This is a genomic window from Caballeronia sp. KNU42 (genome assembly GCF_053760385.1).
Map to the genome: position 1 here is coordinate 971,586 of NZ_CM132389.1, position 20,937 is coordinate 992,522.

17 protein-coding genes are annotated in these 20,937 nt (G+C 60.7%); 9 read left to right on the plus strand and 8 right to left on the minus strand.

The genetic code is table 11. The features are described 5' to 3' along the window. Nucleotides 1-384 precede the first annotated feature (384 nt). Together ACSOSP_RS23475 and ACSOSP_RS23480 are read left to right on the plus strand one after the other, a co-directional pair. Nucleotides 385-2,070, plus strand: coding sequence for a phospholipase C (locus ACSOSP_RS23475; protein WP_455313302.1), 1,686 nt, complete (start codon nucleotides 385-387; stop codon nucleotides 2,068-2,070). Nucleotides 2,071-2,185: 115 nt separating this feature from the next. Further along, nucleotides 2,186-3,616, plus strand: coding sequence for a cytochrome-c peroxidase (locus tag ACSOSP_RS23480; protein ID WP_455313303.1), 1,431 nt, complete (start codon nucleotides 2,186-2,188; stop codon nucleotides 3,614-3,616). 19 nt (nucleotides 3,617-3,635) lie between these two features. Here the strand turns inward: ACSOSP_RS23480 and ACSOSP_RS23485 are convergent, their stop codons facing one another. Then, nucleotides 3,636-5,591, minus strand: coding sequence for a PhoX family protein (locus ACSOSP_RS23485; RefSeq protein WP_455313304.1), 1,956 nt, complete (start codon nucleotides 5,589-5,591; stop codon nucleotides 3,636-3,638). Between the two features lie 307 nt (nucleotides 5,592-5,898). Here ACSOSP_RS23485 and ACSOSP_RS23490 point away from each other — a divergent pair, with 307 nt between their 5' ends. Then, the gene (locus tag ACSOSP_RS23490; protein ID WP_455313305.1) at nucleotides 5,899-6,435 is read left to right on the plus strand and encodes a cupin domain-containing protein; all 537 of its coding nucleotides are present in this window, start codon (nucleotides 5,899-5,901) and stop codon (nucleotides 6,433-6,435) included. 29 nt (nucleotides 6,436-6,464) lie between these two features. On the opposite strand, the gene ACSOSP_RS23495 is transcribed toward ACSOSP_RS23490, so the two are convergent. From ACSOSP_RS23495 to ACSOSP_RS23520, 6 genes are all read right to left on the minus strand, one after another. Further along, nucleotides 6,465-7,499 carry an NAD(P)-dependent alcohol dehydrogenase gene (locus tag ACSOSP_RS23495; protein WP_455313306.1) on the minus strand — a complete coding sequence of 345 codons (1,035 nt, stop codon included), beginning with the start codon at nucleotides 7,497-7,499 and terminating at the stop codon, nucleotides 6,465-6,467. A 36-nt stretch (nucleotides 7,500-7,535) separates the two neighbouring features. Beyond that, a complete protein-coding gene (locus ACSOSP_RS23500; protein WP_455313307.1) occupies nucleotides 7,536-8,282 on the minus strand; it encodes an SDR family oxidoreductase in 747 nt (248 codons plus the stop codon). A 13-nt stretch (nucleotides 8,283-8,295) separates the two neighbouring features. Then, nucleotides 8,296-9,288: a sugar-binding transcriptional regulator gene (locus ACSOSP_RS23505; protein WP_455313308.1), complete on the minus strand. Its 993-nt coding sequence runs from the start codon at nucleotides 9,286-9,288 to the stop codon at nucleotides 8,296-8,298. 59 nt (nucleotides 9,289-9,347) lie between these two features. Further along, on the minus strand, nucleotides 9,348-10,199 hold the full coding sequence (locus ACSOSP_RS23510; RefSeq protein ID WP_455313650.1) for a carbohydrate ABC transporter permease: 852 nt from the start codon (nucleotides 10,197-10,199) through the stop codon (nucleotides 9,348-9,350). Nucleotides 10,200-10,240: 41 nt separating this feature from the next. Next, on the minus strand, nucleotides 10,241-11,179 hold the full coding sequence (locus ACSOSP_RS23515; protein WP_455313309.1) for a carbohydrate ABC transporter permease: 939 nt from the start codon (nucleotides 11,177-11,179) through the stop codon (nucleotides 10,241-10,243). Between the two features lie 72 nt (nucleotides 11,180-11,251). Next, nucleotides 11,252-12,604 carry an ABC transporter substrate-binding protein gene (locus ACSOSP_RS23520; RefSeq protein WP_455313310.1) on the minus strand — a complete coding sequence of 451 codons (1,353 nt, stop codon included), beginning with the start codon at nucleotides 12,602-12,604 and terminating at the stop codon, nucleotides 11,252-11,254. A 330-nt stretch (nucleotides 12,605-12,934) separates the two neighbouring features. On the opposite strand from ACSOSP_RS23520, the gene ACSOSP_RS23525 reads away from it, so the two are divergent. The 3 genes from ACSOSP_RS23525 (at nucleotide 12,935) to ACSOSP_RS23535 (ending at nucleotide 15,848) form a co-directional block, all read left to right on the plus strand. Beyond that, nucleotides 12,935-14,059: an ABC transporter ATP-binding protein gene (locus ACSOSP_RS23525; RefSeq protein ID WP_455313311.1), complete on the plus strand. Its 1,125-nt coding sequence runs from the start codon at nucleotides 12,935-12,937 to the stop codon at nucleotides 14,057-14,059. Between the two features lie 402 nt (nucleotides 14,060-14,461). Beyond that, the gene (locus ACSOSP_RS23530; protein ID WP_455313312.1) at nucleotides 14,462-15,430 is read left to right on the plus strand and encodes a hypothetical protein; all 969 of its coding nucleotides are present in this window, start codon (nucleotides 14,462-14,464) and stop codon (nucleotides 15,428-15,430) included. Nucleotides 15,431-15,452: 22 nt separating this feature from the next. Then, nucleotides 15,453-15,848 (plus strand): hypothetical protein, encoded by a 396-nt coding sequence (locus ACSOSP_RS23535; RefSeq protein ID WP_455313313.1) that lies wholly within the window; start codon nucleotides 15,453-15,455, stop codon nucleotides 15,846-15,848. A gap of 261 nt (nucleotides 15,849-16,109) precedes the next feature. Here ACSOSP_RS23535 and ACSOSP_RS23540 read toward each other — a convergent pair whose 3' ends face one another. Then, on the minus strand, nucleotides 16,110-17,417 hold the full coding sequence (locus ACSOSP_RS23540) for an MFS transporter (RefSeq protein ID WP_455313314.1): 1,308 nt from the start codon (nucleotides 17,415-17,417) through the stop codon (nucleotides 16,110-16,112). A gap of 191 nt (nucleotides 17,418-17,608) precedes the next feature. Between ACSOSP_RS23540 and ACSOSP_RS23545 the strand changes: the two genes are divergently transcribed. The 3 genes from ACSOSP_RS23545 to ACSOSP_RS23555 are packed head-to-tail and all read left to right on the plus strand — an operon-like array spanning nucleotide 17,609 to nucleotide 20,935. Next, nucleotides 17,609-18,349 (plus strand): GntR family transcriptional regulator, encoded by a 741-nt coding sequence (locus ACSOSP_RS23545; RefSeq protein ID WP_455313315.1) that lies wholly within the window; start codon nucleotides 17,609-17,611, stop codon nucleotides 18,347-18,349. 46 nt (nucleotides 18,350-18,395) lie between these two features. Further along, nucleotides 18,396-20,072, plus strand: coding sequence for a malonate decarboxylase subunit alpha (gene mdcA, locus ACSOSP_RS23550; protein WP_455313316.1), 1,677 nt, complete (start codon nucleotides 18,396-18,398; stop codon nucleotides 20,070-20,072). Nucleotides 20,073-20,077: 5 nt separating this feature from the next. Beyond that, a complete protein-coding gene (locus tag ACSOSP_RS23555) occupies nucleotides 20,078-20,935 on the plus strand; it encodes a triphosphoribosyl-dephospho-CoA synthase (RefSeq protein WP_455313317.1) in 858 nt (285 codons plus the stop codon). The last annotated feature ends 2 nt before the right edge of the window (nucleotides 20,936-20,937 follow it).

Genomic DNA, 20,937 nt, shown 5'->3' on the forward strand with positions numbered 1-20,937 from the left:
AGCCGCGATTATCGAAGGGCTCTGTGACGTGCTCGTGAAAGCTTGAAAGCTTGGTGGCTCATGCCGGATGAAGCGCACCACCCTTCTTTCTTCATGCGCGAAAAAAAACTTACCACCCGACACACGGTCCAGCGCTCGCGTCACCGGCATCGAAGCGTCAGCCCATACCGTATCTCGAGCTTCAACCTTACCGACTCTTTCTGATTGTTATTTGCACGTAACCCCAGCGAAAGCAGACCGTCTTTTAGGGTTCATACGTAAGTGTTCCAATGCGCTCGGATCGAAAGAAAGGTCTTTTAAAGTCCGCATCCTAGTCCGCACCCGTCCCCCCAAAGGCCACGCGGCCACACAAGCACTGAAACAACGACATCGGGAGCTTCACACATGTTTCGTCGAGCCTTAATGGTTGGCGTACCCACTGCAGCAATGGCTATCGGCTTATATGCCTGCGGCGGTGGCAACAACAGCAATCCTAGTTCGTCGCAATCCATCCAGAACCGGTTGGTGACGGCTACCCCTATCAAGCACGTAGTCGTGATCTATAACGAGAACGTCTCGTTCGACCACTACTTCGCTACCTATCCGAACGCGGCGAACCCGGCAGGCGAACCGGCATTCACGCCGGCAGCGGGCACGCCGGCAGTCAATGGCCTGAGCGGCACGTTGCTGACGGCCAACCCGAACTTCACGAACACGGCCAACGGCACGGGCGCAGCCAACCCGTTCCGCCTGGACCGGACGCAAGCCGCGACCGCCGACCAGAACCACGCGTACACGGCCGAACAACACGCCTACGATAACGGCGCAGCCGACCTCTTCCCGAAGTACACGGGTAAGGGCACGGCAGGCGGCGCAGGCGCATTCGGCACCGCCGGCCAGGTCATGGGCTACTACGACGGCAACACGGTCGGCGCCCTCTGGAACTACGCGCAGAAGTTCGCGATGAGCGACAACGCGTACACGTCCACCTACGGTCCGTCCACGCCGGGCGCACTCGAAGTCGTGTCGGGCCAGACCAACGGCCTGCAACCGGTCAAGTTCAGCACGGGCCCGGTGAGCGCGACGGCCACGGGTTCGTACTACGTGAATGACGGCCAGGGCGGCTTCACGCTGATCAACGACGTTGATCCGGCCAACGATGTTTGCTCGAGCACGACCGACACCGCGCTGCTGAACGCGAAGAACATCGGCGACTTGCTGAACGCGCAGAACATCTCGTGGGGCGGTTTCATGGGCGGCTTCAACCTGTTGACCGTGAACAGCAACGGCACGACGGCTTGCAAGCGCAGCACGCTGTCGCCGGTGGTGGGTCAGACAACCGCCGACTATGTCCCGCACCACAACTGGTTCCAGTACTTCGCATCGACGGCTAACCCGACGCATGCACGCCCGAGCTCGACGGCAGTGATCGGCTTGTCGCTCGAAGCGGACGGCAAGACGCCGGAACCGGCGAATCACCAGTACGACACCGACGACTTCTTCGCCACCGTCAAGGCCGGCAACTATCCGTCGGTCAGCTTCATCAAGGCGCCGGCGTTCCAGGATGGCCACGCAGGGTATTCGGATCCGCTCGACGAGCAAGCTTTCACGGCCAAGATCGTCAACTTCCTGCAGCAGCAGCCGGACTGGGCGACCACCGCTGTGATCGTGGCGTGGGATGACTCGGACGGCTGGTACGACCATGCGTATGCAGTGCCGACCTCGTCGTCGTTCGACGCGATTGCCGACCAGGTGAATGGCGCCGGCACGTGCGGCACCGCTACGGCTCCGCTGGGTGTGAAGGGCGCGCCGGTGAATGGCCGCTGCGGTCCGGGCACGCGTATTCCGTTCGTCGTGATCTCGCCGTGGGCCAAGGTGAACTACGTGGACCACACGCAGATCAGCCAGGCTTCGGTGACTCGCTTCATCGAAGACAACTGGCTCAACGGCACGCGTCTCGGTGGCGGTTCGTTTGACGCAACTGCCGGCAGCATCAACGGATTGTTCAACTTCAGCGGTGCGGGTAACAACCCGACGCTGTTCGTCGATCCGAACCTGGGTACGCCGGTCGCATCGGTTCCCACCATCTGATTGTTGCCTGCACGCCCGCGTCGGATCACTGACGCGGGCGGTAGTGCTCTTGCCGCGTCGCCGCCGAGAAATTGGCCGGCGGCGTTTTCCATACTGCCTCTGCTTCCTGGTTAACATGTCGCACACCGTCATACCTCCGGTAACGCCTGCCGCCGGCGAGAAGCCAAACTTTCTTCGCCCGAAACACATCCTGCTCGGATGCCTCGCCGCCGTGGTGCTCGGGGCCGGCGCATTCAGCGCATGGGCCGTCGCGTTCCCTTCGCAAGTGCCGGCCCGCGTGGGCGCCATCGTGGAAGACCTGACGGGTGCCAATCCGAATCCCGTTGTACTCTCGCGTCCGCCGGTCGCGCCGTTGAGCGCGGTCGCGCAACTCGGCCAGAAGATTTTCTTCGACGAGTCGCTGTCCGGATCCGGGAAACAGTCGTGCGCGTCGTGCCACAGCCCGGACCATGCCTATGGGCCGCCGAACAAGCTTTCCGTGCAACTGGGCGGACCGCATATGAATCTGGAAGGCTACCGTCCGCCGCCTTCCCTGATGTACCTGTATTTGCAGCCCAACTTCAGCATTGGACCCGATGCCGGCGAAGCCGAAGCGCCGCCCGATTTCGCTGCCCTCGCCTCGCAAGCCGCAGGAACCGCCAAGGCGCAGAAGAACGCGGGCGTAGCGCCCGCTGCGCCGGCCATGGTGCCGCAAGGCGGTTTCTTCTGGGACGGCCGCGCCGACACGCTGCAAGCTCAAGCGTCCGGCCCGATGCTCAACCCCGTGGAAATGGCGAACACCAGCGAGGCCGATGTCGCCGCGAAATTGCAGCGCACGGCTTACAAGGATGACTTCACGAAGCTGTTCGGCCCGCAGATTTTCCAGAGCACGCAGCTGACCGTCTCCGAGGCGATGTTCGCGATTGCGCGCTATCAGGTCGAAGAGCAGTCGTTCCATCCGTACTCGAGCAAGTACGACTACTGGCTCGAGGGCAAGGCGCGCCTGACGCAAGCGGAGCTGCACGGCTTGCGCCTCTTCAACGATCCCGACAAGGCCAACTGCGCCGGCTGCCATTTGTCCAAGCCCACATCGGACGGCGTGCCGCCGATGTTCACCGACTACCAGTACGAAGCGCTCGGCGTACCGCGTAACACCACGCTTGCCGTCAACCACGATCCGAAGTTCTTCGATATGGGCGTATGCGGCCCGTTCCGTGACGACATCAAGGACCAGACGCAGTATTGCGGCATGTTCCTCACGCCTACGCTGCGCAACTCGGCGACCCGGCAAGTGTTCTTCCATAACGGCGTCTATCATTCGCTCGACGACGTCATGTCCTTCTACAACGACCGCAACACGGCGCCGGAGAAGTTTTATCCGAAGGGCGCCGACGGCAAGGTCAACAAGTACGATGACCTGCCGGCGCAGTTACACGCGAACATCGACGTGACCGATGCACCGTTCGACCGCAAGTTCGGCGACAAGCCCGCGATGACGGATCAGGAGATGAAGGACATCATCGCGTTCCTGCATACGCTGAACGACGGTTATCACAAGGGCAGCTGAGGCGCTCGATCACGCTCCATCAGCTTCTGACGACCTTGATGCTGGAGGCGTCCGCGGTCAGGTAACCGACCGTGGCGCCGAAGCGGTCCTTGTAGTTGGCCCGCACGAGCGGATCGAGTGCGGCTTTCACCTTGTCGTGAACCGGGCTTTCCCAGTCGCCCGCATGCTGGAAGTTGCTCATGATGTAGGTCCAGCCGTTGATCTCGTCAACCGCGTGAAGCCCGGTCGATTCCGCGCCGGCCGGACACGACAGCACCCGCGACAGGGTTTGCGTGTCCACGTTGTAGGCCCACAGGAAGTTGTTCACATGCATGCCTGAATCTTCGCCGATGAAGAGCGTGCGCAACTTCTCCGAGAACTTCAGGTTGTCCGGGTTTGCGATCTTCGCCGCGTTCGCGGTATTGCCGAGTGCATCGGGCGGCGAGAGGTCTTCGCCCACCAGCGCGGCCGGTGCGGCCATATCGACCGGCACCCATTCGCTGTTGATCGATGTACCGCTCGTGTCCCTCTGCCCCGCTCTCAGGTTCAACGCATAGACCGCTCCTGCGTTGATGGTTTTATCGACGGCTACATCGGTCGATGCCGCGTTGCCCTTGACCATCGATTTCTCGACGCGTGACATCGCGGTGTACACGATCTTGTCCTTCGCATTGATCGTCGTGCCTTCGAGCTTCGTAAAGCCCATGCTCCCGCCGATATACGCCGCGTAACGATGCGTCTCCAGGAACGCCGCCGCCTTCTCCATGCCCGGCTTGATGCGGATCCAGTTGAACGTGCCGTTGAAATTGATCTTCGTGAAGCTCGCGTCGAGAGGGTCCTTGGTGCTCACGTCCATGATGTCCGACGCTTTCAGCTTCGCTGCCATCGCTTCGATCTCGGCACTGGCCGCGCTGCCAATCCTGATCCATGTGAGGTTGGCCGAGCCCGCGCCCGCCGATGATGTCTGTGCCCACTTCGCCACGTACAGCGTGCCCGAAGACAGGTCCTCAGCCCGATCCGCGATGAACATGAAGAGGCCGCCGTTGGTCGCGTCGTCGCCCATCATGACGGTGCGCTTGTCCGGCATCACCTGCACCAGTTCGTGCGAGATGCGTCCGAGGTTGTAGTGTTTCTTGATCGTGCCCGTGCCGTCCGGGTTCACCGTGACTTCGGGAAGGTGACCATAGTTGTAGGGGTTCGCACGGCTCGCGTCGCCATAAAGATTCGTGCTGAACGCCTTGAACTGGCTGTTGGTTGCAATGACCGTTGCGTCCGGCTCGTACTCTTCGCTCGACAGATGCGTGTTCCACGGCGACAAGCTCGCGCCGCACGTGATCCACAATCCGTTCGCCTTCGACGTATCCACGTTGTGATACTTCACGAGCGTGAGCTTGCCGGTCGTCTGGCCCTGGTCGAGCGTAAGCACGGCGATAGGCGAAGGCAACTGTCCATACGTCGACACCAGGTTCTGGTCGCGCGTCGCGTATTCGAACTGCACGACTGCGAACACGGCCTTTCCCTTGATGCCGGCAACCGTGGGTTTATCGAGTGAGAGCATCGACGTGCCGTCCGGGCAATCCGAGAAGAATTGGCGCTCTTTGCCCGCCACCGATTGATCGATGATCGGCTGGTTGTTGATGTCGTAATAACCGCCGGCGAGCGTCGTGCCGCCGCTGCCGTTCGGCACTCTGTCGCCGGTGACGAAGAACGGCTGGTAGGCGAGCTTGTAGGCTTGCGTCGTGCCGTCGCTGTAGCTGACCGTGAGCGTCGAGCCGACTGTGGTGGTCGCCATGGCAGCCGGGTCCGCGAGAGACGGAGCGGCCATTGAAGCGAATGAAGCGGACTTGAACGATGCCGACGTGGCCGGTGCGGTTGCGCTGTCGCCGCCGCAGCCGGACAACAGCGTGGAAACGGAGAACGCGCCCAAGGGCAGCATGGGTGCGCCCACGAGCAGTTTGAGGGCTTTGCGGCGCGATACGTCGGGCTGCTCTTGCATGTCGTCTGGTCCGGTTTTCTGTTTGGGTGGGGGCCAGCGCACCCTGTCATTGAAACGCCTGAGCGTTTAGGTCATGAGTTCAGGGGTGCGCGATGAAGGCAAAGTGTAAGCTTCATCAATGAAAGCAATATGACAGGTAATGGTATTGAATATGGAAGATATGCGCGGCCTGCCTTGACGGCCGATGAGACAGAAGTTTTTTCAACGCGATTGGGGAAAGCTTTATCTGGCGGGCGCCGGAGCACGGGCACGTAAAAAGCTGACGTGAATAAGGACCTTCGTCTTTCATTCCGATCAAGGAGCTTCCATGAAGCACAATCTTCAGTCCGCACACCACGCATCAGACCTCAACTACGAAATCCTCAGGCTGACCCCGCACGCATGGGTCCCGAACAATCGGCGCTTGCCGGTGATAATTTATCGGCGGGCGCTGGGTCCCTCCCGCAAGGATCTCGGCCAGGCATTCGAAGCGTTATTCACCCTCAACCAATGGCCGCCGCAGTGGCTCGACAGCATCTTCGATTACCATCACTTCCACTCCACGGCGCATGAAGTGCTCGGGGTGATATCGGGGAAAGCGGAGGTGATCGTTGGTGGACCCGGAGGTCTCGTGATCTCGCTGGAACCCGGCGATGTCGTGCTGCTTCCTGCAGGAACCGGCCACTGCCTGCAGGCGACGGAGGGACGTTTCCAGGTGGTCGGGGCTTATCCCGAAGGCCAGCAATGGGACATCCGGCGCGAGGCGTTATCGGAAAAAGAAATCGCTGCCATGGAAGCGTTGCCGTTTCCACGCTGCGATCCTGTTGAAGGACGCGAAGGTCCATTGCTTGAACAATGGACCTGAATTCATGGGATCAGGTTAAAACGCCCCTGCTATTCCATGACGATCTGAACCTTCACGTCGGTGGGGTTGCCGCTGGCGGCTTCCTCGAACGCCTTGATGCCGTCCGCGAACGCAAACGAACGCGAGATGAACGGCTTGACGTCGAGCCGGCCCGATGCGATCAGCTGGATCGCACGCGGGAACATGTTGGCGTAGCGGAACACCGACTCGATCCGCACTTCCTTGATCTGGACCGCGACAATATCGATAGGCACGGGTTGTTGCGGCATCCCCACGAGCACGATGCAACCGCCGGGACACAGCAAATCGACAATCCCGATGAAGGCTTTTTCATTGCCGCTTGCTTCGAACACGACATTCGCGCCCCAGCCACCGGTGAGTTCCGACACCACGTCCTGTACGCGCTGATCACGAATGTTCACCGCCGTCACGCCCTGCACGCCACCGATCAACGCCAGCTTCTCCGGTACGAGATCGCACACGATCGCGCGGCTGCATCCCCCGGCGAGCGCGGCCAGCGCGCACATCATGCCGATCGTGCCGGCGCCCAGAATAACGGCTACATCCCCCGGTTTTATCGCCGCTTTCGTTGCCGCCTGCATGCCGATAGCCAACGGTTCGACAATCGCGCCTTCCGCAAAACTCACGTTGTCGGGCAGCTTGAACGTGAACGCCGCCGGGTGCACGACGAACGGCGTCAGGCAACCATGCACCGGCGGAGTAGCCCAGAAGCGCACACTCGGGTCGAGGTTGTACATGCCTTCACGCGATGCGCGTGACTCCATGTCGGGGACGCCTGGCTCCATGCAGACGCGATCGCCGACCTTCAGGTGCTTCACTTCATCGCCGATCTGGATCACGGTTCCCGCCGCTTCGTGACCCAGGACCATTGGCTCATTCACGACGAACGGACCGATCCGGCCGTGCTGGTAGTAATGGATATCGCTGCCGCAAATGCCGACCGTGTTGATGCGAATGCGTACGTCGCGCGCGCCCACCACTTGCGGCAACGTGAACGGGCGCAAGCTGATGCGGCGCGCTTCTTCGAGAACCAGTGCTTCCATGATTGAAGCCCTCTGCTATGAGTAAGAGTAGTTAAATCAGCCGGCCTGAAAACCGCCGTCTACAGCGAGGCTTACGCCGTTGACCATGCTCGAGTCGCGGCTGAGCAGGTAGGCGATCGTGCGTGCCACTTCAACGGGCTGCACGAATCGTTGCAAGGGAATGCGGGCAAGCATGGGCGCGGATTTCGCGGGCTCGCTCCAGACCTTCTCGGCCATCGGCGTGAGCGTGATGACCGGGTTGACCGTGTTGACGCGAATACCATGTACGCCAAGCTCGACCGCCATCACGCGGCTCAGCGCGTCGAGCGCGGCCTTCGACGCGCAATACGCCGCGTGCAACGGCGTGCCGACCTGCGCGGCCATGCTCGACACATTGACGATCGCGCCGCCCGTGCCTCGTGCGATCACCCCGCGCGCATATTCCTGCGCGACGATCATCGCGGCGCGCACGTTGACCGCCATGGTGATATCGAAGGCATCGACTGAGGTTTCGAGAAACGGCGCCAGCTCCGCAATGCCCGCGCAGTTCACCAGCAGATCGACGGGATGCGCTTCACTGGCTCGCTGCGCCGCTGCGAGCGCGGCGGCAGCATCGGCGAGATCGACGGCGATCGTCTTGCACGGGATCGTGTTGCTCAGCGCGTCGAGATCCGACTGCGACCGGCTCAACGCAACCACATGTGCTCCGCGCTCCGCCATGAGGATCGCGGTTGCGTAGCCTATACCCTTGCCTGCCCCGGTGATGAGGACAGTCTTGCCGGCGAATTCGCGATTGCGGTCCACGTTTATCGTTCTCTCAGGGTTCGTTGCACAGACGCTGTGCGGTGTCTTCGTCAGTGACGAGCACCGACGGATAACGGCCGCGCAGCGCCGCTCGCGTGACGGCAAATTTCTTCGCGCCGCCGCTGACCAGCACGACGCGCCCGATCTTGCGCAGATCGTCCAGCGTAATGGCGACCGTGCGGCGGTTGAGCGGATGATCGATCGCTTCTCCGTCGGCATCCATGAAATGCCCGAGCATGTCGCCTACCGCACCTGCCTTTTCAAGCGTTTGCACTTGCTCCGGGTCGTTGATGCCGTAGGTCACCACCAGCGACTCCGTCAGATCCCCGCACGTCAGCAGCGCCAGATCGGATTGACGCGCACGTTCGTAGGTCTCACGCACCGCGTCTTCCTGCAGCAGCATGTCGCGTACTTTTTGACTGCTTACATAGATCGGGGCCGCGAACAGGAAGCCATCGGCCTGACATAGATTGGCGAAGTCGGACACGATGTCGAACGTGTTGATGCTCGGGCAATGCGACAGTCCGCCTTGCAACGACACCGCCGATACCGGTCCATACGAGCGCTGCGGCAACGCCCGCAATACGGCGCGAATGGTGCGCCCCCAGCCTAGCCCGATGGTCTGCCCAGCCTCGATCTGCCGCGACAGATAGTTCGCGGCACCTATGCCGAGCGCGGCCATGTTGGCGTCCGTGTCGGCGCCCGTCGGCACCACCACCGCGGCCTCGAGGCCGAAGCGTTTAGTCAGCGCTTCCTCCAGCGCAACGCATGGCGCGATCCGGCTATTGATGGTGATCTGCACCATCCCGGATTCGCGGCTTGCAGCCAGCAGGCGGTTGACGCGCACCCGATTACTGCCAATATGCTGCGCGATCTCCTGCTGCGTTAGGTTGCCGACGTAGTAATGCCAGGCCACCCGCGCCTGCAGTTCCTCCTCGGGATCGGCGGACGAATCGACAGAGGGTTCAGCAAGCGAGGGGACGGCGGGCGGTGCGGGTTTATTCATGACCTTCATCTATTTCTGTAGGGGACGGACCGATCTTAATTCACCCGTTAATTCACCCGTCATTTCACCGCGCCCATGGTAAGCCCCTGCACCAGCCGGCCCGATACCGCCAGCGCAAACACGACCATCGGCAGCACGATCAGCGTGCCTGTCGCCATGATTTCGCCCCACGGCAATTCGTACCCGCTCATGTAACTGGTTGCGGCCACCGGCGACGTGATGGCGTCGGTGCGCGTGAGGACCAGCGCATACAGCAGGTCATTCCACGAAAAGATGAACGCGAAGATCGCCGAGACAACAATGCCGGGCATGGCGAGCGGCAGATTGATACGCCAGAAAATACGCCATGGCGATGCACCGTCCAGACGCGCGGCTTCATCGAGTTCAACGGGAATGCTGCGGAACTGATCGGTGCAGATCCATACGACGATAGGCAACGAGAACGTCAGATACAGCAGGATCAGCACGATATGCGTATCGACGAGATCCAGCTTGGTGGCGATCAGGAAGAACGGCACTGCCAGCACGACGGGACTCACCATCCGGTTCGAGATGAACCAGAACCAGAGGTCTTCCTTGCCGCGAAACTCGAAGCGCGCAAGCGCATAAGCAGCCGGAGTGCCAAGCAGGAGCGAAAGGAAAGTCGCGCTGCTCGCCACGATCAGCGAGTTCAGCAGGCTTTGCGCCACGTCGTGCTGGAACAGCGCGTCAATGTAGTGACTCAGCGTTGGCGTGAACACCCAGACTGGCGGCACGGCGAGCGCGTCAGCCTGGCTCTTGAGGCTGGTCGTGACCATCCAGTAGAACGGAAACACCGACGTAAGGAATACGATCAGCAATCCTATAAAATGCCATCCCGTTGCACGACGCCGGGCGTTTCTCGCACGACGCGCACGCGGCGACAAAGGCATGGAGGACGGGTCCAGGGCAGCGCCGGTATCTGTTGATGTGCTCACACAGCCTCCCTATAAACAAAACGAATGTAAAGCCGCGACAGCACGATCGTGAGGATCAGAAGGATTACTGCCTGGGCGGACGCCATGCCTTGATCGAAGAGGCGGAACCCGACACGCTGGATATAGATGCTGATGAATTCAGTCGCGGTGCCCGGGCCGCCGCGCGTCATGGTGAAGACTGCGTCGAACATCTTGAGCATGTCGGCCGAACGCAGGATCAGGATGGCGGTCAAGCCCGGCAAGAGATATGGCAGTTGCAGATGCCACAGGATCTTGCTCCACTTCGGCGTCTCCAGGCGCGCGGCTTCCTCTGCTTCCTTCGGCACCATCGAGAGACCCGCCAGCAGGATCAACGCGCAGAACGGCGTCCATTGCCAGATGTCCATGATCATCACGGAGACGAACGCGAGCGTGGGATCTGCGAGCCAGTCGAGCGGCGCAATGCCGAACAGGCTCAGCAGATAGTTGACCACCCCGAACTGGCGGTTGAAGATCAGTCGCCCGATCAGGCCGACCACGGCGTAGGTGGTCGCCATCGGGATGACCAGGCCTACGCGGGCGGCTACACGAAACCACGCCAAGCCCGAGCGATGCAGCATCAACGCGGCGAACATGCCGAACGCGATCTCGATCGGCAACGTCAGGCAAAGGAACACCACCGTGCGGCCGAGCGCCCCCCAGAACGAGGGATCGGTGAGGGTGGCGATGTAGTTATCGAGTCCGACAAATGGCGTGCCTGCGGCGACATCCGCGAGCTTGTACAGATGAAACGAGTTATAGACCGCGAGCAGCAGCGGATAGATGCCGATGATCGCCAGCGCCGCGACTGCCGGAAACAGAAACCAGAACGCGGGCGAACGCGGCATGAAGCGAAAGCGGGTGCGAGGTCGCGGCCGCATTGCGCCGGTCGTTGGCGGAATCGTGGTCTTGAGCATGAATCTTCTCCGCGGGTGTGTCCTGACTGGGAGCGCAGCGAGGCGACACTAATGCGCCTCGCTGTGCCTGCTTTACTTGAGCAATGGCTTCTTGCCGTCGTAATAGCCCGCCTTGGTCAGGATCTCTTCCGTCTTGTCTCCGATGGTCTTAGCACCATCTTTCACCGACACCTGTCCGAGCATGATCTTGCTGCCCCACTCGCCGATCACTTCAGACACCGCCGGCCATTCCGGGAAACGCGGCCGGTAGTCAGGCACGCCGCCTTGCCACGATTCCACCATCGGCTTCACGAACGGAAATTTCTGTTGCACCGCCGGGTCTTTGTAGACCCCCATGCGGCCGCTGACACCACCCGCATCCAGATACGGCTTCGCCATTTCCGCGGACGTAATCCACTGGATGAAGAGCCACGACGCCGCCTGCTTCTTCGCATTCGACTTCGCGTTCACCGCCAGCGAGAATCCTCCGAGCGCCGGCTTCAGCCCTGCGGGGCCCGTGGGCTCGGTCGTGATCGCGAGACAGTTGCCGATCTTCGACTTGCTCGGGTCCGTGAGCGTTGGATAGAACGCTGACCACTCGGTGATCATCGCGACCTGCCCTTGCGCGAGTGCATTCACGGCCTCGGCGTGGTCAAAGTCGACGATGCCCGGCGGCATGTATTTCATCAGCTTCTGCCGATATTCAAGCCCTGCTTGCGATTGCTGCGACATCAAGTTCGATTTGAATTTGGCATCGAGCAGCGAGCCGCCGTTTGGCCAGAGCATGCGCATGAAGCTATCGGCGGATTGCGTTTCTCCACGACGCGACTGCAGCGCGTACGCGAACTGGTTCTTGTCGGGCTTGGTCAGCTTCGGCGCATAGACGTTGAGCAGTTCGTCCCAGGTCTTCGGCGGCTCGTTGAAACCTGCGTCCTTCAACATGCACTTGTTGTAGAACATCAGGCCTGAGTAGTTATCGAAGGGCAGGCCGTACGTGGTCTTGTCCCAGGTGCCGAACGAGTCGAGCAGGATCGGGAAAAAGTCCGGCAGGTTGAGCTTCGGGTCGGCTAGCTTGGGGTTGTCGGTGAAGGTCTTGATGGGGACGAGCCACTTGTTGCTCGCGAATTCACCAATCCACACCACATCCACCAGCACAACGTCCTGATCCCCTCCGCCCACGAAGTTGAGCACTTCCTTCTCGCGGGTGTTCTCGTAAGGGACCACTTCAGTGCGCACCTTGATGCCCGTCTCTTTCTCGAATTGCGGGATCAGCGCGGAAGCCGCCTTGTAGCCGGGGCGGTCGAGGAAAACGGCCTTGATGGTGGTGCCCGAATACGGCTCGGCCGCTTCTTTCAGCGTCCAGGCGGACGCATTCGATACCGCGAGCAACGATGCCGTAACGCCCAGCACCGCGAATGCGGTGGCCTGCGTGTAACGCTTCTTCATGCCTGTCTCCTGGGAAGTTCTTCTTAAAATGCCCAATAACGATCAGGGCCGGCTGAGCTGCTCGAAGCAACGCCTCACGGCCGACGCTCATCACCTTTCATGACGATCCTGCATTTCGCTGCCTCGTTTCCACCGACTCCGCTTTCGCGTTCTGCTCCGGGTTCCGTTTCACTTGTAATTTCCGTTTTACAATTGTATATTTGGACGCGAACAGGTTGTCAAGAACAAATTAGCTAAGGCGTTGCATGCTGCGTCGCAAGGCAAAAGCGCGCGCCAACGCCCGTTCCATTGCTCGCCGGCCTACGGCGCGAGCATCTGAAGGAGACATGCATGAGTGCAGTGCAATTGCATCAAATCCGCAAGGCCTTTGCAGGTACGGAGGTGTTGAAGAGTGTGGACATTGCGGTGACTGACCGCGAATTCATGGTGTTTGTCGGCCCTTCTGGCTGCGGCAAGTCCACGTTGCTACGCACCATTGCCGGCCTGGAACGCAGTGATTCGGGACAAGTACTGATTGGCGGTGAAGACGTAACGGACCTCGAACCGTCGCAGCGTGGCGTGGCCATGGTGTTCCAGTCGTACGCGCTGTATCCGCATATGTCCGTGTACGAGAACATTGCGTTCGGACTCCGGATGATCAAGTTGCCTGAAGCGCAGATCAAGGAGCGCGTGCAGCGCGCGGCGCAGATCCTGCAGATTGAACAGTTGCTTGAACGCAAGCCTCGTGCGTTGTCTGGCGGTCAGCGCCAGCGGGTGGCAATCGGACGCTCGATCGTGCGTGAACCGAAGGTGTTTCTCTTTGACGAACCACTATCCAATCTCGACGCGGCGTTGCGCGTACAGATGCGGCTTGAGCTCATCAAGCTGCACAAGCAACTCAATGCAACGATGATTTATGTCACGCACGACCAGACCGAGGCCATGACCATGGCGGATCGGATTGTCGTGTTGAATCAGGGCAAGGTCGAACAGATCGGCTCGCCGCTGGAGCTTTACAGGACGCCGGTTAATCGCTTTGTGGCGGGGTTCATCGGCTCGCCGAAGATGAATTTTCTGCCTGTCACGGCGCAGCGTACGGACGCGGCGGGCGTGACGATCGGCTTGCCGGGCGGCACGCCGATCACGCTGCCGTTCAGTGCGGATGGTGTGAAACCTGGCGATAAGCTCACCTTCGGCATTCGTCCCGAGCATCTGGCGGAAACGGTGGCAAGCGGTGCGCAGGGGAAGTTGTCGGGGAAGATCGTAGTCGTCGAGCACCTGGGAGGCGAGACATTGCTGCATGTCGACCTGGACGGCGACGCCACGATCCAGGTGAAAGGATCGGGCGAATCGATGGCGGCCGACGGGCAATCAATTGACGCCGGTTTTGGGGTAAGGCATGCCCATCTGTTCCGTGAAAATGGCGAAGCGCTGAAGCATTTGCAGACGGTGGAAGCGAGCGCGGCTGCGGCTTGAGGGCCGTCGGTTGATCGGGGTAACACGGTGCCGCCATTTTTCAATGTTTCGATTTTTGTGGGCTGCGGCCTCACGCGTTGTTCGGCGTCGTTGCCGGCTAAGTAAGCGACTTGGTCCGTCGAGCGTACGAAGTTGGCGGGGGGTAGCGGCGCTTCTGTACCTTGCCTATTTGCCGCCTGATAAGTTGCTCACGGTCGAGCAAGATCTGACGCTCTTTTCCCGCGTGGCGTCCACCTGTCCGCCAGGTCAGTCTTCTGGCGCGTCGATGCGATCCGCGCGTTCCTGCAAAGTTCCTGATGTAACTCCGCTTGAGCGTCACCGCCCGCGCCCGTCCGTTTATTGAGATGGACGCGCGGAAAAGTGCGTTAGCGTGACGGGCGTTGCAACTACAAAATAACTGAGATGACAACCGAACTGATGCGATATGGCCGCTATCGCTACCTGCTTTATAAAAAGTGGGACTACGCACGAAACACGAGAACGAAAGAGCAGCAAGAAGCGCTAGACGCTGGAAAAGCGCTATTCAAAGCCGCTAATATCGAGCATTTTGCGAGCCAGCCCGAGCTTGTCGAGCGCGTGCAAAAGTTTCTTATCAATTCGTTCCCGGCTTACCGTCCTAGCCCATACGGTGAAAGCCCCAAGAACATTATCGACGCGCTTTGTCAGGAACTGCGCAGCGGGGACGTGGTGATTGTTCGAGCGGAACCCGCTTACATCGCTCACGACGGTTTTGTTCCGAAGCAAGAATTCGACTATGAAGCGTATAGACGGGACATTGCCGAACGCGCCAGCAGCTACGCGGCCCGGTCGAAGGCATACCGCGATGACTTGAAGGCGTATAACCGGGAGATCGACGAACGCATCGCACGGGAAGCTCGGGCACTACAAAAACCCTTCCGACACGTTGAAACGATGGCGGAGGCGCAAGCACGTAACATTGCCGCTCGCGCCGCCAGAGAGGCGGCAAGCGCGCTTGCGACGTCGGTTGCAACCGTGGTTTCCGCTGTTGCGTCTGCCCTTCCTTTGTCCGGTGACGACGACGCTTTCGATCTTGGCGATGTGCCCGGGATTGGTGGGGGAAGCACGCCGCTAAGCAATGCCGCGCCGTTTAAGCTTGGCGATATGCCGAGCTTTGGCGAGAGTTTTGACATTGCGAAAACGCCAAATTACGGTGATCCGGGTACGTGGTACACGAACCCCGGTAGCGGACAAATGCGGCTATACGGCGATACCGGTGCGCCCGTCGTGGACTTCGACTTCGATCATGACCACGGCCAAGGAATTCCACACGCGCACAACTATGGGCCGGTTAGCGAAGATGGGAAATTCAACCGGGAAGGCGGGCGGAGCTTTTCGCTTTTGCCTTGGTAGCGCGAACGCGATGGGAGCAAAAATGAAACAGGAAAAGAACTTTCACGACGCCGAATTTATCGGACTGAACTTTGCGCGAGACACGCAAACGCTAATGCTGAGTTTTCAGCTTGTGAGCGGCGATCTTGCCGTCGTAAGGTGTGAAGGGGTAACACATTTTCGACTTGGCGAAATGGGATTGCAAAACGTCCTTTCCCGGTTGTTGATTTCGTCCGAACGGGAATTTCAACCGGACGATATTCGCAAAAATATCAATTGGGCTTGCAGTCGAGATGGCTACGAGCACGCCATGACCGACGCAAGGGCTGCATACTTTCTAAGCGGAATACAGCATCGACAATTTGCTATTCTTGTTTTGGAGCCGTCAATAGGCGCGGAGTTGGTCGTGGTCTGCGAGTCAGTCACACACGTCGATTAAAGAGGCTTCGCGTGGTCGCGCCGTTGCACGTAGCTTGCGGCGTGGCCGGGCGTATGCCGCATCGCTAACGCCATCGTCGTTAGCGCGTTGCCTCTCAAACCGCCGTTCCCATTCTTCAACGCTGCGGCGCGTAATCAACACCTTGCGCGGCCCGGCGCCAAGTTCGACCGGGCCTTCGCCTCGCGCTTGCAGCGCGATGAGTTGCGTGCGGCACTGACTCGGACCGCTAACTCCAAGTCCCCCCGACCAACGCAAGCGCCCCTAACTCGGCAAATCCTGCCCCTTCGTTTCCGGCGCAAACGGAATCACCGCCAGCCCGATCACGAACGCAATGGCAGTCAGTGCAATAGGCATACCAAGCGTCTTCATGTGCAGCACCATCGCGCCGATCCCGAAGTTCACGATCGCTCCGAAGAAGCGTCCTATCGATGTGCAGAACGCAAAGGCCGTTGCTCGCACGCGAGTCTCGAACTGCTCCGGCAGCCACAGGCTGAACAATGCAAAATTGCCGCCGAAGAACCCGAGCACCACCAGCAACGCGATAAATGGCACAAGCCCGTTCTCCAGGTAGAACGCCCATCCAAACGCCAGCGCAATCGATCCAGCCATGCCCACGAAATACACCGCGAGCGTGAGCTTACGGCCGATACGCTCAGCCATTGGCGGCAACGCAAGACACCCGATGATCGTACCGATCGACAACAACCCGGTAGCAATCGATGCGGTCCTGGCTGCGTCCGCCTTCGTCATGCCGGCCTTCGTCGCAAGCTGAATGACCGCCGATGGTTCATAGACCGCGCCCGCCCACAGTCCAATAATCGCAACAGTCAGCAACACGGTCGCAACGATGGTGCGCTGCCGGTATTTCGGCGAGAAGATCAATCGCAACGAACTCGCCTTCTTCACCACGGTCGCTTCGACCTTCTCCCACTTGTCAGTTTCCTTCACGCGCAGCAACACCACAATGGAGACGATCACCGGCACGATCCCGACGAGGAACATCGCGCGCCAGCCGAAGGTCGCGCCAATCGTATAGTTAAGTGCAGCGGCCATGAAGAAGCCCGCGTAATAGCCCGTCTGGAGATAACCCGCGCCCATCTTGCGACGATCTTCCGGCCACGCTTCCGCCACATAGGTCCCGGCCAGCGCCCACTCCCCGCCGATCCCCACGCCCGCAAGAAAGCGATAGATGCCCAACTCCCACACGGTATGTGAAGTCGCGGCGAGTCCGGTAAAGATCGCGAACGTGAAGATGGTCGCGGCGAGTATCTTGGTGCGCCCGAAGCGGTCAGCGAGCGGACCCCAAATGAACGACAGCCCCCAACCCACGAGGAACAGCGCGAACAGGATCGACCCTGCCAGGCCGACGTTCGCGGGCGTAGCCGCATAGCCCGACTTCGGCAGCAACTCGGTCAGCGCGGGCGCCAGCACCAATGCATAGATGAACGAGTCCATGCCATCCAGCGTCCAGCCGGCCCAGGCACCCCAGAAACCTACAATCTGAGTTCGGTTAAGGGGCGTACGGGTGCGCCGGGCGGCGCCTATCGAAGGTTCCAGCGTGCTTGGCATGACTGTGTCTTCCTGGTAGGTGTAAACCTGTATGAGCCGGATATGAACCACGCGCTGTGTTCTGGGATCCGGGCATCTGTAACTAAGCACCGGGTTTGCGCTACAAACCCCAAACGTGCATTTTCATATATAATATTTGAAAATGAGGTGTTGACCACTCCGCACTTGTACCTAGCTTCGGTAGAAAAATCATGAAAAATGAACTGAATCCCCTGTTTCGCGAGGCGCATTTCGAGCCGCGCCAGAGCACGTCGCGTTATATAGCGGACGCGTTGCGCTCGGCGATCGTCGAAGGCACGCTGTTGCCAGGCGAGCCACTGCGCCAGGACGCCATTGCCAGGCAGTTCTCCGTCAGCGCCATTCCTGTGCGCGAGGCGTTCCGGCAACTGGACAGCGAGGGTTGGGTCACCATCGAACAGAATCGCGGTGCGTCGGTGAGCCTGCAATCGCCCGATGAAGCACGTGAGATCTACGAGATCCGTGCTTCGCTGGAAAGTCTGGCAATCGGCATCGCGATCGAGCGTCATACAGATGCAACGCTGGCCGAGGCGCGTGAATTGCTCGAGGCCGCGGCCAACGAACAGGACCAGGCGCTCTATGTAGTACGCAATGAACAGTTCCACATGAGCCTGTATGCACCTGCCGAGCGGCCTCACCTGATGGAGCTGATCGGCACGATGCATCGGCGGGGCGAGCGGTATTTGCGGCTCAAGTTCGGCATGCCTACCTTCAAGGGACAGTCCGACGCCGAGCACGAAGCCATTCTCGACGCACTGCATGCCCGCGATACCGAAGCCGCGCAAACGCTGGTCGCGCGCCATCTGCTCGCGACCGGCGAACTGGTTTATCGATTTCTCCACGACGCGCAAATGCTGGCTCAAGCCTCGCAGCCCAAGAAGCGCCGCCGTCCCTCCACTTCGCGATCAGAGTAAACGCTAAATTCGTTTCGCTGATTTTGCTCACCACCGAGGTCACCGCATGAATCCTCCCGCACAAGCCGGCACCACCCCTGCACCGCGCCAGTGGAACACGCGAGCGCTGGAAAAGGCACGGCGCCTGAAGGGTATCGAAGACTGGCTCGACAACGGCGTGCTGAAGGCAGAACGCATTGTTGACGCCCTCGAAGCACTGATCCAATCCGGCGATCGCGTCGCGCTGGAAGGCAATAACCAGAAGCAGGCCGACTTCCTCTCGCGCGCGTTCGCGAAGCTCGATCCGTCGCGCGTGCATGACGTTCATCTGCTGATTTCCAGCATCAGCCGGCCCGAACATTTGACGCTGTTCGAACGCGGCATCGCACGCAAGGTGGACTTCGCGTTCGCCGGGCCGCAAAGTTTGCGCGTGGCGCAGTTGCTCGAGGACGGGCAACTCGAGATCGGCGCGATCTATACGTATATAGAACTGTATGCGCGCATGTTCATCGACCTGACGCCGCAAGTTGCGCTCGTCTGCGCGGTGCAAGCGGATCGCCACGGCAATTTGTATACGGGTGCGAACACCGAGGACACGCCGACCATCGTGGAGGCGACCGCGTTCCGTCATGGCATCGTGGTGGCGCAGGTGAACGAGATCGTCGACGAACTGCCGCGCGTCGATATCCCCGGCTCATGGGTCGATGTCGTCGTGCAGGCCGACCGGCCGTTTGCCGTCGAGCCGCTGTTCACGCGCGATCCGCGTCATATCGGCGAGTTGCAGATCCTCATGGCGATGATGACCATCCGCGGGATCTACGAGCGTTATGGCGTGACGGCGCTGAACCACGGCATTGGCTTCGACACCGCCGCGATCGAATTGCTGCTGCCGACTTATGGCGCAGCGCATGGGCTGAAGGGCAAGATCTGCACGCACTGGGCGCTCAATCCGCACCCCACGCTGATCCCCGCCATCGAAAGCGGCTGGGTGGAAAGCGTGCATTGCTTCGGCAGCGAAGTGGGCATGGAGGGTTACATCGAAGCGCGCTCGGATGTGTTTTTTACGGGCCGCGACGGCAGCCTTCGATCAAACCGCGTGTTGTGCCAGCTTGCGGGTCAATATGGCGTGGACCTCTTCATCGGCTCGACGCTGCAGATGGACGCCGACGCGAATTCATCGACCGTCACGCTCGGCCGTCTTGCCGGATTCGGCGGTGCGCCGAACATGGGACACGATCCGCGCGGGCGCCGTCATTCAAGCGCGGCGTGGTTGAAGTTGATGAAAGAAGATGGCCCGAACAACGCGATCGGGCGCGGGCATAAGCTCGTCGTGCAAACCGCCGAGACCTTTAAGAAGGGCGGCGAGCCGACTATTGTCGATGCCCTCGACGCCATCGCTGTCGGCAAGCAAAGCAACATGCCGATCGCCCCGGTCATGATCTACGGCGACGACGTGAGTCATGTCGTGACGGAAGAAGGGATCGCGTATCTGCACGCCGCCGAAGGCGTGGAAGAGCGCCGTGCAGCGTTGCGCGCCGTTGCAGGGGTTACACCCATCGGCATGCGCGCCGACCCCGCCAAGACCGCGGAATTGCGGCGCCGTGGCATTGTTGCGTATCCGGAAGACCTCGGCATCCGGCGCGGTGAAGCGAAGCGCTCGTTGCTGGCGGCACGCAGCATTGACGATCTGGTCGCGTGGTCAGGCGGGCTGTATCAGCCGCCGGCGCAATTCCGCAGCTGGTGAACGCGATGGCCTGCACTCAACCCGTGGTGATCGATGTTGCCTGCGACCCGTCGGCCCTCGCGGATCTTGCCGTCGCCGCGTTGATCGATGAGGCGTGCCTCACGCCGAAACCCGCGCTGGTGGACCGGCGTGGCAGCGGCGCGCATCGTGATCTCGACCTCGATACCATGCTGCGTTCGGCGCATTCGTTGCGACCGACTTTTCTCGCGCTGGCTCGCGCCGCTGTTAATCAAGCTCCTTCGCAACGGCTGCGTGAGCAGCTTGCGCGTATCGGCCGCGAAGGTGAAGTCGCAATGCTGCGTGCAACGAATGGCAGCAACGCGCATCGCGGGGCGATCTGGATTGTCGGCTTGTTATGTGCCGCTGCTGCAATGTGTCCTCTTGGCGAGCCCTTCGAACTTTGTGCGCAGGCCGCAGCCATTGCACGATTCGACGACCGCTTCGCGCCAACACCCAAAGCGATGAGCAACGGTGCGCGTGTTGTCCAGCGCTTCGGCGTAGCGGGCGCACGCGGTCAGGCAGCGGAAGGTTTCCCTCACGTGCTCGAAGCCGGCTTGCCCGCGTTGCATCGCTCGCGTGCGAACGGCGCAACGGAAGGTGAAGCGCAGCTCGACGCACTGCTGGCGATCATCGCGACACTCGACGACACCTGCCTGCTGCATCGCGGCGGCCAGGTCGCACTCGAGGCCGCGCAAACAGGCGCGCGCGAAGTGCTGCGAGCTGGCGGCGCAGCACGACCGCGAGGCCGCGCTGCTCTCTCCCGCCTCGACCAGCGCCTGACCGAATTGAACGCATCTCCCGGAGGCGCGGCGGACTTGCTGGCCGCCACCCTCTTCCTCGATACCCTGCCGCACGTCGGCTGACG

Coding starts and splice junctions, on each gene's coding strand:
- ACSOSP_RS23475 (WP_455313302.1), top strand. CDS start 385: ATGTTTCGTCGAGCCTTAATGGTTGGCGTACCCACTGCAGCAATGGCT.
- ACSOSP_RS23480 (WP_455313303.1), top strand. CDS start 2,186: ATGTCGCACACCGTCATACCTCCGGTAACGCCTGCCGCCGGCGAGAAG.
- ACSOSP_RS23485 (WP_455313304.1), bottom strand. CDS start 5,591: ATGCAAGAGCAGCCCGACGTATCGCGCCGCAAAGCCCTCAAACTGCTC.
- ACSOSP_RS23490 (WP_455313305.1), top strand. CDS start 5,899: ATGAAGCACAATCTTCAGTCCGCACACCACGCATCAGACCTCAACTAC.
- ACSOSP_RS23495 (WP_455313306.1), bottom strand. CDS start 7,499: ATGGAAGCACTGGTTCTCGAAGAAGCGCGCCGCATCAGCTTGCGCCCG.
- ACSOSP_RS23505 (WP_455313308.1), bottom strand. CDS start 9,288: ATGAATAAACCCGCACCGCCCGCCGTCCCCTCGCTTGCTGAACCCTCT.
- ACSOSP_RS23510 (WP_455313650.1), bottom strand. CDS start 10,199: ATGCCTTTGTCGCCGCGTGCGCGTCGTGCGAGAAACGCCCGGCGTCGT.
- ACSOSP_RS23515 (WP_455313309.1), bottom strand. CDS start 11,179: ATGCTCAAGACCACGATTCCGCCAACGACCGGCGCAATGCGGCCGCGA.
- ACSOSP_RS23520 (WP_455313310.1), bottom strand. CDS start 12,604: ATGAAGAAGCGTTACACGCAGGCCACCGCATTCGCGGTGCTGGGCGTT.
- ACSOSP_RS23525 (WP_455313311.1), top strand. CDS start 12,935: ATGAGTGCAGTGCAATTGCATCAAATCCGCAAGGCCTTTGCAGGTACG.
- ACSOSP_RS23530 (WP_455313312.1), top strand. CDS start 14,462: ATGACAACCGAACTGATGCGATATGGCCGCTATCGCTACCTGCTTTAT.
- ACSOSP_RS23535 (WP_455313313.1), top strand. CDS start 15,453: ATGAAACAGGAAAAGAACTTTCACGACGCCGAATTTATCGGACTGAAC.
- ACSOSP_RS23540 (WP_455313314.1), bottom strand. CDS start 17,417: ATGCCAAGCACGCTGGAACCTTCGATAGGCGCCGCCCGGCGCACCCGT.
- ACSOSP_RS23545 (WP_455313315.1), top strand. CDS start 17,609: ATGAAAAATGAACTGAATCCCCTGTTTCGCGAGGCGCATTTCGAGCCG.
- mdcA (WP_455313316.1), top strand. CDS start 18,396: ATGAATCCTCCCGCACAAGCCGGCACCACCCCTGCACCGCGCCAGTGG.
- ACSOSP_RS23555 (WP_455313317.1), top strand. CDS start 20,078: ATGGCCTGCACTCAACCCGTGGTGATCGATGTTGCCTGCGACCCGTCG.